This window comes from Kitasatospora sp. LaBMicrA B282, from assembly GCF_050325825.1.
Taxonomy (GTDB): Bacteria; Actinomycetota; Actinomycetes; order Streptomycetales; family Streptomycetaceae; genus Kitasatospora.
Genome location: NZ_JBNQTI010000044.1, coordinates 41,100 through 53,986, shown reverse-complemented (window position 1 = coordinate 53,986; position 12,887 = coordinate 41,100). Strand labels below are relative to the sequence as shown.

General features: G+C 72.9%; 12 protein-coding genes. 1 reads left to right on the top strand and 11 read right to left on the bottom strand.

Features of this window, described 5'->3' with window-relative positions; genetic code table 11:
* From ACQRUO_RS15250 to ACQRUO_RS15220, 7 genes are all read right to left on the bottom strand, one after another.
* The coding region (locus tag ACQRUO_RS15250; RefSeq protein ID WP_428316427.1) for a hypothetical protein at nt 1-1,080 on the bottom strand (1,080 nt) is incomplete at its 3' end.
* 105 nt (nt 1,081-1,185) lie between these two features.
* Nucleotides 1,186-1,680, bottom strand: coding sequence for a DUF3180 domain-containing protein (locus ACQRUO_RS15245; RefSeq protein ID WP_428316426.1), 495 nt, complete (start codon nt 1,678-1,680; stop codon nt 1,186-1,188).
* Nucleotides 1,681-1,804: 124 nt separating this feature from the next.
* The gene (gene folK, locus ACQRUO_RS15240; RefSeq protein WP_428316425.1) at nt 1,805-2,404 is read right to left on the bottom strand and encodes a 2-amino-4-hydroxy-6-hydroxymethyldihydropteridine diphosphokinase; all 600 of its coding nucleotides are present in this window, start codon (nt 2,402-2,404) and stop codon (nt 1,805-1,807) included.
* Nucleotides 2,405-2,453: 49 nt separating this feature from the next.
* The gene (gene folB / locus ACQRUO_RS15235; protein ID WP_428316433.1) at nt 2,454-2,813 is read right to left on the bottom strand and encodes a dihydroneopterin aldolase; all 360 of its coding nucleotides are present in this window, start codon (nt 2,811-2,813) and stop codon (nt 2,454-2,456) included.
* Nucleotides 2,814-2,923: 110 nt separating this feature from the next.
* Entirely contained in the window at nt 2,924-3,433 is a 510-nt protein-coding gene (locus ACQRUO_RS15230) for a nuclear transport factor 2 family protein (RefSeq protein ID WP_428316432.1), read from the bottom strand.
* 52 nt (nt 3,434-3,485) lie between these two features.
* Entirely contained in the window at nt 3,486-4,340 is an 855-nt protein-coding gene (gene folP / locus ACQRUO_RS15225; RefSeq protein WP_428316424.1) for a dihydropteroate synthase, read from the bottom strand.
* 97 nt (nt 4,341-4,437) lie between these two features.
* A complete protein-coding gene (locus ACQRUO_RS15220) occupies nt 4,438-6,288 on the bottom strand; it encodes a phosphatidylglycerol lysyltransferase domain-containing protein (RefSeq protein WP_428316423.1) in 1,851 nt (616 codons plus the stop codon).
* 458 nt (nt 6,289-6,746) lie between these two features.
* On the opposite strand from ACQRUO_RS15220, the gene ACQRUO_RS15215 reads away from it, so the two are divergent.
* Complete coding sequence (locus ACQRUO_RS15215) at nt 6,747-7,928, top strand: alpha/beta hydrolase (RefSeq protein WP_428316422.1); 1,182 nt, start codon at nt 6,747-6,749, stop codon at nt 7,926-7,928.
* Between the two features lie 53 nt (nt 7,929-7,981).
* Here ACQRUO_RS15215 and folE read toward each other — a convergent pair whose 3' ends face one another.
* The 4 genes from folE to tilS all read right to left on the bottom strand — a co-directional run bounded on the left by folE (nt 7,982) and on the right by tilS (nt 12,749).
* On the bottom strand, nt 7,982-8,587 hold the full coding sequence (folE, locus tag ACQRUO_RS15210) for a GTP cyclohydrolase I FolE (RefSeq protein ID WP_428316421.1): 606 nt from the start codon (nt 8,585-8,587) through the stop codon (nt 7,982-7,984).
* A gap of 127 nt (nt 8,588-8,714) precedes the next feature.
* A complete protein-coding gene (gene ftsH, locus ACQRUO_RS15205; protein ID WP_428316420.1) occupies nt 8,715-10,751 on the bottom strand; it encodes an ATP-dependent zinc metalloprotease FtsH in 2,037 nt (678 codons plus the stop codon).
* Nucleotides 10,752-11,010: 259 nt separating this feature from the next.
* The gene (gene hpt, locus ACQRUO_RS15200; protein WP_035798821.1) at nt 11,011-11,565 is read right to left on the bottom strand and encodes a hypoxanthine phosphoribosyltransferase; all 555 of its coding nucleotides are present in this window, start codon (nt 11,563-11,565) and stop codon (nt 11,011-11,013) included.
* A 41-nt stretch (nt 11,566-11,606) separates the two neighbouring features.
* Nucleotides 11,607-12,749 carry a tRNA lysidine(34) synthetase TilS gene (tilS, locus tag ACQRUO_RS15195; RefSeq protein ID WP_428316419.1) on the bottom strand — a complete coding sequence of 381 codons (1,143 nt, stop codon included), beginning with the start codon at nt 12,747-12,749 and terminating at the stop codon, nt 11,607-11,609.
* Between the last annotated feature and the right edge of the window lie 138 nt (nt 12,750-12,887).

Here is a 12,887-nt window from a genome sequence, read left to right as displayed (position 1 = left end):
GTCCGCCGGGTCCTCGTGTGGTTCGTGCTCCTCCCGCTCTGGGTGGCCCACCGTGACTGGCGCCGCGGATGGTGTGGACCGCTCCACCGGCGCCGTGCGCCCGGCCGTCGCGCCGAGCTCCTGCACCGAGCCCACCGCGGGGGCCGGCGCCGCCGCCCGCACCGCGGCGGTGCGGTCGAAGAAGCTGAACCCGGCACCCCGGGCCGGCCCCTGCACCGGCCGCGGGCGCTGCCGCTCCACCGGGACCGCGGCCACCGCGGCGGCCGTCGCCACCTCGGCCGGGCCGGGCAGCACCGGACGCACCGGGGAGGCCGTCACCGCGGGCCGCTCGGCCGCGGCCGGCACGGCCGTGGCCGCCGCCGCGGTCGCAGTCGCGGCCGCAGTCGTGGTCGCCACCGGCTCCAGCCGCCCGATCCGCCCCACCGGCGCGATCGGCGCCGGCACCCCGGGGACTGGCGCGAGCGCGGCGGCCGGCACCGGGACGTGCGCGACCCGCACCTCGGGCAGCGCCGCCACGGCCGTCCGCTCGGCGGCCCGGGCCGCCCGCTCGGCCCGCCGCTCCAGGGTCCGCAGCGCATCGGCCGCCTTGAGGAAGGCGCGCGGGCTCACCGGGTGCACCGGCCGGGCCGCCGCGAGGGCCAGCCGGGCCTCCTCGGCCTCCTTCAGCGCCTGTTCGGCGGCGAGCACCGCCCGCTCGCGCAGCAGCCGGGCGATCTCGGTCTCCGCCTTCGCCAGCCGCGACTTCTCCGCGGTCAGCCGCCGCCCGAGCCGGGTGGCCCGCTCCTCGGCCACCTCGGCCGCGTACTCGGCCTCCGCCAGCTGCTCCTCGAAGCGCTCCTCGTCCCGCAGCCGCCGGGTCGCCGCCAGCTCGGCCGCCGCCCGCGCCGACCGGTCCCGCTGCCGCAGCACCATGGCCAACCCGAGCACCGCGACCACCGCGGCCACGCCGACCGAGCGGGCCACCGCGGGATCCTCGCTGACCAGCAGGGCGGCCAGCGCGGCCACCGTCAGAGTGGCCGCCGCGGTGGGCGGCAGCGCTCGGCTGAACAGGGAGGAGTGTCGGTGGCGTCCGCGAGACATGGGCAAGAAACTAGCGTGCGAATACCGGCATTGTCAGCCTGGGTCCCGATCCCAGCCTTGACAGCACCCGTCCGGGCCCTGACGGCACGCCAACCTGACGCCGCGTCAACGCGCCGAAGGCGCTACCCCCTTGCCGCCCCCGCCGCTGCCGTCCTCGGGCAGCTTGCAGATGTGCTGCAGCCACAGCCCCGCCGCCACGACGGCCCAACCGGCCAGCACGGCCAGCCCGGCGGTGATCGCCGGCCCCTTGCGCGCGGCGAGGTCCGGCAGCGTCAACAGCTCGATGCCCAGGCCCGCGTAGACGCCGCTGACCAGGGCCGCGACCAGCGCACTGGCCTGGCCCAGCACCAGTGCCCGGGCGGCGCCGAGCGGGTCGACCCGCCGGGCGCCGGGCACCCGGTCGCGGATCGCCTTCAGCCGGGAGCGCAGCGAGATCGCCGTCGCCAGCAGCACCACCGCGATCACCGCGAGCACCACCGGGGCCGCCGTCGGCACCCCCGGCAGGGTGTCCAGCGAGTTCCACAGCTTGGCCCCGGCCCAGGCGAGCGCCGTCGCGACCAGGAAGATGCCGAGCAGGAGACGGAGGCGGAGCGGCTTCACGGGGAAGAGGGTCCTTCCGGAGGGTGGCTGGGGTGGCGGGCGCCGATCCACCGTACCGGCACCGCGGCGGCTCCCCCCAGCCTCCGGCCGGGAGGGGCCCCGCGGCCACCCGGCCCGGTCGGTCCTACTCGGGCAGGCGCAGCTGGATGTCGGTGCGCCGCCGCACGCCCTGGGCGCCCTCGCCGCCGAGGTCGGCCAGCAGCTCGCCCACCTTGCCCCGACCGGGCAGCTCGCCCGCCGGGTCGGCGTCGTGCCAGGGGGCCAGCACGAAGACCCGCTCGTGCGCCCGCGGGTGCGGCAGCAGCAGCACCGGGTCGCTGCTCAGCACGTCCTGGTAGGTCAGCACGTCCACGTCCAGGGTGCGCGCCCCCCAGCGGACCTTGCGCTCGCGCCCGAACGCGTCCTCGATCGCGTTGGCCCGCTCCAGCAGCGAGTACGGCGGCAGCGTGGTGCGCAGCACCACCACCGCGTTGTAGTAGTTGGGCTGCTCGGCGGGGCCGCCCAGGGCCTCGGTCTCGAAGACCGCGGAGACCGCGGTGATCTTCACCCCGGGGGTGTCGGCGAGCAGGTCGACGGCGCCCTGCAGGGTCTCCAACCGGTTGCCGAGGTTGCTGCCCAGGGCCATCACCGCGGTGCGCGGGTTCTGCAACGTGGTGTCCACGCTGTCCAACCGGTGCTCCAGGTCGAACGTGGTGGGCGAGGCGGTCGGGTCGCTGGTGCTCATCAGAAATCCTCTTCGGCTGGCGGCTCGGTCGCGGGGAACACCGTAACCCTCATCCGCGGCCCCGGCGGATGGTGATGGTCACATCGTCGAACGGGACCGTGATCGGGGCGTCCGGCTTGTGCACGGTGACCTCGACCTCCTCGACCGCCTCGTGCTTGAGGCACTGGTCGGCGATCCGCTGGGCCAGGGTCTCGATCAGGTCGACCGGCTCGCCCGCGATGATCGCGGTGACCTCCTCCGCGACGACCCCGTAGTGGGCCGTGCGGGTGAGGTCGTCGCCGGAGGCGGCCGGGCGGGTGTCCAGGAAGAGCACGAGGTCGACCACGAAGGTCTGCCCCTCCTGGCGCTCGCGCTCGAAGACGCCGTGGTGACCGCGGGCTCGCAGGCCCCGCAGGGTGACGCGGTCCAACACCTGAATCAGCTCCTGATCTTGGAACGGCAGGCCCGTTGGCCCGCCGTCCATCGAATCTACCCCCGGTGGATTCCGACTCGCGGGCCGCCTCCCTACCGGCCGCCCGGTCAGTCGCGCCCGCCGAGGCCGCCGGAGCCCTCGCCGTCCTCGTCGTCCTCGCCCGTGGTGAGCACCGGCGAGCCGTGGTGCGACCAGAGCCGCCAGCCCGCCGCGGTGCGCCGGAACAGGTTGGTGGCCACCACCTTGCCGCCGACCAGCGGGCCCAGCTCGCCCTCCTCCTCCGCCTCGCCGCCGGAGAGGATGTTCTCGGTGCAGGTGACCAGGGCCACGTCGCCCTGCACCTCGACCTCGACATCGGTCAGGAAGAACTGGATGTACTCGGTGTTCATCATGATCAGCAGGTAGGACCTGGTCACCTGGGCCCGCCCGCGCAGCACCGGCCAGCCCGGGTGCACGCAGACCACGCCCGTCTTGTCGTCGGCGTCCGCCGCCGACAGCCAGACGTCCTCGACCGCCTCCAGGTCCCCGTTCTCCAGGGCCTCGTAGAGCCGCTGGTTGGCCGCCAGCACCGCCTCCCGGTCGGCCTCCCTGGAGGCCGCCGAGCCGTTGCCCACCATCCCGTTGCCCGCCGTCCCGTCACCAGTCACGCCACCACCTGCTTCCGTCAGGTCAGCTCGCCCCCGCCGCCCGCCAGGCGGCCACCACGCGGACCGCGTCCGCCGTGCCCGCCACGTCGTGCACCCGGACGGCCCAGGCGCCGGCCCGGGCCGAGAGCACCGAGACCGCCGCGGTGGCGTCGTCGCGCTGCCGGGCCGGGCGCAGCTCCCCGGTTTCCGGGTCGGCGAGCAGCGTACCCAGGAAGCGCTTGCGCGATGCCGCCACCAGCACCGGGCGTCCCAAGGCGGTCAGCGCGTCCAAACCCGCCAGCAGCGCCCAGTTGTGCTCACTGGTCTTCGCGAACCCCAGCCCGGGGTCCAGGACCAGTTGCTCCTCCTTGACCCCGGCGGCCAGCAGCGCCTCGACCCGCTCGGTCAGCTCGGCCACCACCTCGCCGACCACGTCCCGGTAGACCGCCAGCCGGTCCATGTCGGCGGACTGGCCGCGCCAGTGCATCACCACGAACGGCGCACCGTGCTCGGCCACCACCGCGGCCATCGCCGGGTCCGCCAGAGCGCCGGAGACGTCGTTGACCAACGCGGCCCCGGCCGCCAGCGCCTGCTCGGCGACCGCGGCCCGCATGGTGTCCACCGAGACCACCACGCCGGCCGCGGCCAGCTCCCGGACCACCGGCAGCACCCGGCGCAGCTCCTCCGCCTCGGTGACCCGCTGCGAACCCGGGCGGGTCGACTCCCCGCCCACGTCCACCAGGTCGGCGCCCCTGGCCACCAGGTCCAGGCCGTGCGCCACGGCGGCCCCGGGGTCCAGCCACAGGCCGCCGTCCGAGAACGAGTCGGGGGTGACGTTCACGACGCCCATCACGGCACAGCGGTCGAGACGGGGCAGCCCGGGCAGCGCGTTGTTCATGGGGCCATTATCGAACGCCCCGCCCCCCTGTCCCGGCGGGGCAGGGGGGCGGGGCGTCCGGCGCCACGGGGGCCTTCGACCGGCCGTGGCCGGGCCGTCAGGCCGCCGGGGCGATCGAGCCCTTGTCGCCGGCCGGGGTCGGCATCAGACCCTGGCGCTGGCGCTTGCGGCCGAACTTCGGCATGCCCAGCGTGATGAAGGCCTCCGCCTGCATCACCGCGAAGCCGATCCGCGGCAGGTCCCGGGTGCTCGGGTAGACCAGGAACCGCGGCTCCCACTCCGGCTGGAACTTGGCGTTGAACTTGTACAGCGACTCGATCTGGAACCAGCGCGAGAGGAAGACCAGCAGCCCGCGCCAGGCGCGCAGCACCGGGCCCGCGCCGATCCGCTCACCGCGGGCCAGCGCCGAACGGAACATCGCGAAGTTCAGCGACACCCGCCGGTAGCCCAGCGCCGGCACCTCCTGCAGCGCGGCCACGATCAGCAGCTCGTTCAGCCCCGGGTCGGCCGCCCGGTCGCGGCGCATCAGCTCCAGCGAGATGCCGTCCTTGCCCCAGGGGACGAAGTGCAGCACCGCCTTCAGGTCGTCGCCGCCCTCGCCCTCCTCCGGCGCCTTGTGCGCGGTGACCACCACGCAGGCGTCGTCGGCCGGGTCGCCGAAGCGGCCCAGCGCCATCGAGAAGCCGCGCTCGGTGTCGGTGCCGCGCCAGCGGGCGGCGGCGTCCGCGATCTTCTGCTTCTCGGCCAGCCCCAGGTCGCCGACCCGGCGGACCTGGCAGGAGTAGCCGTTGCGCTCGATCCGCTTGACCATCTGGCGCACGTTGCGCATCGCCCGGCCGGAGAGCGAGAAGGTGGTGGCGTCCACAATCGCCTCGTCGCCCAGCTCCAGCGCGTCCAGCCCCGCCTCGCGGGTCCAGACCTCGCCGCCGACCTCGCTGCAGCCGACCACGGCCGGCACCCAGGCGTGCTCCCGGGCCTGCGCCATGAAGACCTTGATCGCGCCCGGCCACGCCTCCACGTCGCCCACCGGATCACCGGAGGCCAGCATCACGCCGGAGATCACCCGGTAGGAGATCGCCGCCTTGCCGGTCGGCGAGAAGAGCACGCTCTTGTCCCGGCGCAGCGCGAAGTAGCCCAGCGAGTCGCGCTCGCCGTGCCGCTCCAGCAGCGCCCGGACCCGGACCTCCTCGTCGGCGGTCAGCTCCGGCTCCGGCTTCTCCGGGCGCAGCAGCAGGTAGGCGGTGGAGACGGCGGTCAGCAGGCCCAGGCCGGCCAGCGAGTAGCCGACCACGTCGCCGATCCGGTCCGGGTGGTAGTCGATCGGGCCGTCCAGGCCGAACAGGCCCCAGACGGTCTCGTGCACCCGGTCGAACAGGCTCGGGTGACCCATCTCACGCGCCGGGTGCGAGCTGACGACCAGGAAGCCGAGCCCCAGGCTCAGCGCGCCCATCACCACCAGGTTGAGCAGCGCCCGCCAGCGGGTGCGCGGGTCGGCCTTGGCGTAGAACTCGCGGCGGTGCACCAGCATCACCCCGAAGAGCACCATCGAGATCACCGCGGGGCCGACCTGGTGCCAGCGCAGCACGTGCAGCGCCGCACCGACCGGCAGCAGCACGCAGACCATCCGCCAGGCCCGGCGCTTGCGCCGGCGCAGCGCGTGCGCCAGCAGCACCAGCAGGATGCCGACCAGCAGGGTGCCGGCGGTGGCCAGGGTGGTCGTGGTGCCCGGCAGCTGCCCGGCCCAGATGTGCATCCTGGTCCGACGCAGTCTCGGGAAGATCGCACTGGCGATGTCGACCAGGCCGATCAGCAGACAGGCGTAGCCGACGGCACCCGGCAGCCAGGCCCGCGGCACCGCGGCCGCCTGGCTGCGCAGCGTCTGCAGCCCCCGCCGACGGGGCTGCTCCGGGGCCTGAGAGGTGGGCTCAGTGGACACGGGAACGCTCATGGAGACTCAGCGTAGAGGTTGCGCGGGGGTGCCCGGTCACCCCGGAGGATGAGCCGTGATGGGCCTTCATACGTATGTCCTTACCTTGACCATAAGACCGTCAAGAGCGAGTAATGGCTGGTCCACGTGCGCTGGACCGTCCGCCGGGCGGCCGGTCCCAGCCCCCCGCACGAGTGGCGACGCCGAAGTCTAGAGCCTTGGTTCCTGTGGGTGAAGCCGGACCGGAGCCGCCCCTGCGGCCGTGCCGCCCGCCGTTCACACCGCGTTGCCCCAGTGGCCACGGCGTCCGGCCGCCGGCCGCTCGCCGGCCCGCTCGGTTCGGGTGGCCGGGCCTCGAACGGTCTCCGATGATGAGTCAGCGGTACCCGCTGACGCCGTGACGAACCCCGTGACGAGCAGCACGGTGCGCCGTTTGACGCCCCGACAGGTCGTCCGGCAACGCCAGGTGGAGGCTCTGGATGGAACTGACGAGCAGCGCGCTGGTGTACGTGGTCGCACTGGCCGCCGCCCTGACCCTGCTGGCCACGCTCTGGCTCTGGCCCCGGCTCGCCCGGCAGCGGCCGCTGCCGGTGCTCGGACGCCTCGGCCTGCTGACGGTCACTCAGACGGCCGTGCTCACGGTCTGCGCGCTCAGCGTCAACAACACCTTCGGCTTCTACACCTCCTGGCAGGACCTGCTCTCCCCGGACACCAGCCGGCTGGCGCTGGCCCCGGCGCAGAGCGGCGGCAAGGGCGGCCCGCCGAGCGGCGACACCCTGGTCTCCCCGACCGACGAGGGCGGCCTGTCCGGGATCACCGACCTGCCGCAGGGCAAACCGGAGGAAGTCGGGCGGGTGGACTCCATCCGGGTGAACGGCAAGGCCACCGGACTGTCCGACCAGATGTTCATCTACCTGCCACCCGAGTACTTCAACCCGAAGTACCACCGCGAGCGCTTCCCGGTGCTGCTCACCCTGGCCGGCTTCCCCGGCCCGGCCGCGGCCTGGCTGACCGACCTGCACGCCGTGCAGGCCCTCTGGGACCTGCAGCGCACCGGCCGGATGCCGCCGACCGTGGTGGTGCTGGCCCGGCCCACGGTGGCCGCACCGCGCAACACCGAGTGCGTGAACGTGCCCGGCGGGCCGCAGACCGAGACCTGGTTCGCCAAGGACGTGCCGGCCGCGCTGCGCTCCGCCTACCGGGTCAGCCGCTCGGGCACCTCCTGGGGCGTGCTCGGCTACTCCACCGGCGGCAGTTGCGCGCTGCGCCTGGCGCTGCGCGACCCGGAGTCCTACGCCGCGGCCGCCGCGCTGCACGGCGAGTACCAGGTGACCCCGGACTGGAGCACCGGCGACCTGTTCGGCGGCAACCAGCAGTTGGCGCAGGGCTACGACCTCGGCTGGCGGCTGCACAACGAGCCGGTGCCGAAGACCTCGCTGCTGGTGGTCAGCACCCGGACCGAGGACGACTACGCGGCCACCCAGCAGTTCCTGGCCACCGCCGCCCCGGTCAGCGAGGCCCACCCGGAGCTCACCGTCGACTCGCTCTTCCTGCCCGACGGCGGCCACACCTTCGACACCTGGCAGCGCGAGCTGCCCGCCGCCCTGGAGTGGATGGGCGACCACCTGGCGCCGCCCCCGGACCGCGAACCGCGCAGCTGAGCGGTGCCCCCGGGAGCAGCCGATCAGTGCCCGATGACTCAGTGCCCGATGATTCAGTGCCCGATGATGAGGCTCATCGCCTCGTTGCGGGTGGCGGGGTCGCGCAGCTGGCCGCGGACCGCCGAGGTGATGGTCTTGGCGCCGGGCTTGCGGATGCCGCGCATCGACATGCACATGTGCTCGCACTCGATCACCACGATGGCCCCGCGCGGCTCCAGGATCCGCATCAGCGAGTCGGCGACCTGGCTGGTCAGCCGCTCCTGCACCTGGGGACGGCGGGCGAAGACGTCGACCAGCCGGGCCAGCTTGGACAGGCCGGTGATCTTGCCGCTGGTGGACGGTATGTAGCCGACGTGCGCCACGCCCTGGAACGGCACCAGGTGGTGCTCGCAGGTGGAGAACACCTCGATGTCCTTCACCAGCACCATCTCGTCGTGGCCGAGGTCGAAGGTGGTGGTCAGCACGTCCTCCGGCTGCTGCCAGAGGCCGGCGAATATCTCCTTGTAGGCCCGGGCCACCCGGGCCGGGGTCTCCAGCAGGCCCTCGCGGTCCGGGTCCTCGCCGACCGCGATGAGCAGCTCCCGCACCGCGTTCTCCGCCCGCTTCTGGTCGAAGGTGCCGATCGCGCCCTGTCCATCGAGCGTCACCGGGTCGATCATGCGAGCCTCGCAAGTAGCTGGGAAGAGTGAACGGACCTGAAAAACGCGGTTGCCGCGCCTCCAGGGTACAAACCCCGGGGGCGCGGCAACCATTCCGCACCAGGTCGGGCGGCTGCCCGACCGTCGATCAGTGGTCCGCGACGCCGTCCCCGCCGAGCGGCGGCAGCTTCACGATGTCCACCGGACCGCCCTCGACGGAGGCGGCGCCGTTGGTCAGCGCCAGCTCCTTCGGGGACTGCACCGGCGGGCGGGTGGAGGGGGTGCGCCGGGCCGAACCGGTCCAGGCCGGACGGTGCGGACGCTTCACCACCGGGGCGAAGATCTCGGCGATCTGCTCCTTGTTCAGGGTCTCCTTCTCCAGGAGCTCCAGCACCAGGTTGTCGAGCACGTCGCGGTTCTCGACCAGGATCTCCCAGGCCTCGTTGTGCGCGCTCTCGATCAGCTTCTTGACCTCTTCGTCCACCAGCCCGGCGACCTCTTCCGAGTAGTCGCGCTGGTGGCCCATCTCGCGGCCCAGGAACGGCTCCGAGTTGTCGCTGCCGAACTTGATCGCGCCGAGCCGCTCGGTCATGCCGTACTGGGTGACCATCGCACGGGCGGTGGCGGTGGCCTTCTCGATGTCGTTCGAGGCGCCGGTGGTGGGGTCGTGGAAGACCAGCTCCTCCGCCGCGCGGCCGCCCAGCATGTAGGCGAGCTGGTCGAGCATCTCGTTGCGGGTGGTGGAGTACTTGTCCTCGTCCGGCAGCACCATGGTGTAGCCGAGCGCCCGACCGCGGGACAGGATGGTGATCTTGTGCACCGGGTCGCTGTACTGGCAGGCCGCCGCGACCAGGGCGTGACCGCCCTCGTGGTACGCGGTGATCTTCTTCTCCTTGTCCGACATGATCCGGGTGCGCTTCTGCGGACCCGCGACCACGCGGTCGATCGCCTCGTCCAGGATGCCGTTGTCGATCAGCTTCTTGTCCGAGCGCGCGGTGAGCAGCGCGGCCTCGTTCAGCACGTTCGACAGGTCCGCACCGGTGAAGCCGGGGGTGCGCTTGGCGACCGCGGAGAGGTCGACGTCCGGCGCGACCGGCTTGCCCTTCTGGTGGACCTTGAGGATCTCCAGGCGGCCCTGCAGGTCGGGCCGGTCCACCGCGATCTGGCGGTCGAAGCGGCCCGGGCGCAGCAGCGCCGGGTCCAGGATGTCCGGGCGGTTGGTGGCGGCGATCAGGATCACGCCGCCCTTGACGTCGAAGCCGTCCATCTCGACCAGCAGCTGGTTGAGGGTCTGCTCGCGCTCGTCGTGGCCACCGCCGAGGCCCGCACCGCGGTGCCGGCCGACGGCGTCGATCTCGTCGACGAAGACGATCGCCGGGGCGTTCGCCTTGGCCTGCTCGAACAGGTCACGGACGCGGGAGGCGCCGACACCGACGAACATCTCGACGAAGTCGGAACCCGAGATCGAGTAGAACGGCACGCCCGCCTCGCCCGCGACGGCGCGCGCGAGCAGGGTCTTGCCGGTCCCGGGCGGGCCGTAGAGCAGCACACCCTTGGGGATCTTGGCGCCGACGGCCTGGAACTTGGCCGGCTCCTGCAGGAACTCCTTGATCTCGTGGAGCTCCTCGACGGCCTCGTCCGCACCGGCCACGTCCGCGAAGGTGGTCTTCGGGGTGTCCTTGGTGAGCAGCTTGGCCTTGGACTTGCCGAACTGCATGACGCGGGAGCCGCCGCCCTGCATCTGGTTCATCAGGAAGAGGAAGACCAGCACGATGACGACGATCGGCAGCATCGACTCGAGGAGGCTGACGAAGGTCGAGGTCTTCTCGGGGCTGACGGTGTAGCCCTGCGGCGGCGTCTGGCCGGGCTTGCTCATCTGCTCGGCCAGGTCCTTGCCCTGGTCCCCGATGTAGGAGGCCTGGAACTTGGTCCCGGAGGGCGACTTGCCGGAGCTGCCGGCCGGCAGCGAGGCGCCGTCCTTCAGCTGGATCTTGATGGTGTTCGAGTCACCGGTGGTGAGTTGCGCCTGCTGGACATCACCAGCATTGATCGCCGCGACCACCTGGCCGGTGTCCACCGTCTTGTAGCCGTTCGAGTCCGAAACGACCTGCATCAGCACAATGACGGCGACGACTGCCAGGAGGATCCATGCGATCGGCGCGCGGAAGTATCGCTTGACGTCCATCCATGCGGGGCGTTGCCGCCCCGTCCCTCCTGCCACTCAACGGCACCTGGCGGCTCTCGGCCGCCGGCGCATCCGATATGTGCGTGTGCACCCCCGCTCACCGAACCCTGGACGTGGTACGACGAGCGGGTAATTTGACCGTACAGCAGTGATGCCCTGCTCTGGGGAAGCAGAGCGGCACGGCCTTGTGCAGTTGTGGGTCCGCCGACTCCAACGGGTGAAATCGGCCGGATGTTCCCCCCGGCTACGGCGGGCGGGGTCAGCCGCCGTAGACGTGTGGGGCGAGCGTACCGATGAACGGGAGGTTGCGGAGCTTCTCCGCGTAGTCCAGCCCGTAACCGACGACGAACTCGTTGGGGATGTCGAAGCCCACGTACTTGACGTCGATCTCGACCTTGGCCGCGTCCGGCTTGCGCAGCAGGGTGCAGACCTCGAGCGAGGCCGGGCCCCGCGAGCCCAGGTTGCCGAGCAGCCAGGAGAGGGTCAGACCGGAGTCGATGATGTCCTCGACGATCAGCACGTCGCGGCCGGCGATGTCGGTGTCCAGGTCCTTGAGGATCCGCACCACACCGGAGGACTTGGTGCCCATCCCGTAGGAGGAGACCGCCATCCAGTCCATCGTCACCTGCGAGTGCAGCGCCCGGGCGAGGTCGGCCATCACCATGACCGCGCCCTTGAGGACGCCGACGATCAGCAGGTCCTTCCCGGCGTAGTCCCGGTCGATCCGCTCCGCCAGCTCCAGCAGCTTCGCGTCGATCTCGTCCTTGCTGATGAGCACCTTCGCCAGGTCGGCGCCCATGTCCTTGTCGTCCACCGGGAGTACGTCCTCAAGGGTTCGTGGTCCTGTGCCGGCGGTCAGTCGTCCTGCCGCCGAAACACCAGGTTGCCACACCTGCGGGTGACCTCGACGCCCCCGGGTAGCTGGAGCGGTCCCTGACCGCGCCAGCCGGTGACCAGCAGGTCCACCGTCTCCAGGTGCCGGGCGAAGAGATCACCGGCCGGGGAGCCGGTGCGCAGCGCCACCCGGCGCAGCACCCGGCGGCGCACCGCGGCCGGCAGCTCGGCCAGCGCGAGCACCGGCAGCTCGCCGCTCTGCGGCCGGAACAGGTCCAGCTCGGCCCGGGCCGCCCACTGGTCGAGGGCGTCCGCGTCGTCCCGGAACAGCCGCGCGGTGCGGGCCAGTGCCTCGACCACCCCGTGCCCCAGGTGCTTCTCCAGTACCGGCAGCACCTCGTGCCGAACCCGGGCGCGGGTGTAGGCGGGGTCCAGGTTGTGCGGGTCGTCCCAGACCGGGATGGACTGCGCGGCGCAGGCCTGGCGGGTGGCGGCACGGTCCAGGTCGAGCAGCGGGCGGCGGTAGCGGCCCTTCTGCGCCGGCATGCCGGCCAGCGAGCGGGCGCCGGAGCCGCGGGCCAGGCCCAGCAGCACCGTCTCGGCCTGGTCGTCGCGGGTGTGGCCGAGGAAGACGGTCACCGCGCCGAGGCGCTCGCAGGCCTCGTCCAGCGCGGCGTAGCGGGCGTCCCGGGCGGCCGCCTCGGGGCCGCCGTGCCGGCCGACGTGCACCGGCACCGCCTCGACCGGGTCCAGCCCGAGCGCGCGCAGCCGCTCGGCCACCTGCCGGGCCCGCTCGGCGGAGCCGTCCTGCAGGCCGTGGTCGACGGTGACGGCGCCGACCCGCAGGCCCAGCTTGGGCGCCTCGAAGGCGGTGGCGACGGCGAGCGCCATGGAGTCCGCGCCGCCGGAGACGGCGACCAGGACCAGCGGGGAGCCGGGGGCGGCGGGGGTGCGGGGCAGCCCGGAGGGGTGGCGGCGGGCGTTGCCGATCAGCACGGTGGCGGCGGCCAGGGCCGGCACGGGGGCGGCGACCGGCGCCGGGATCGGGGCGGCGGTGGGGCGCAGGGCGGCTGCCGGGATCGGCACGGCGGCCTCGGCCGCGAGGTCCATCAGAGCGCGGCGGACGGCCAGGCGTATCGCCGCGACGGCGGGGTGTGGGCCCACGGTGGAGCAACTCCTCTGGGTGGCGGGACGGTAACGGAACGCTCACAGATCGTCGCAGAAAGCCGGGCAGCCCTTCGCCACCCGCGCCACCGGTACGACCACCGTCCCACGGACGGGTGAATGCAGAAACGTTCCGCC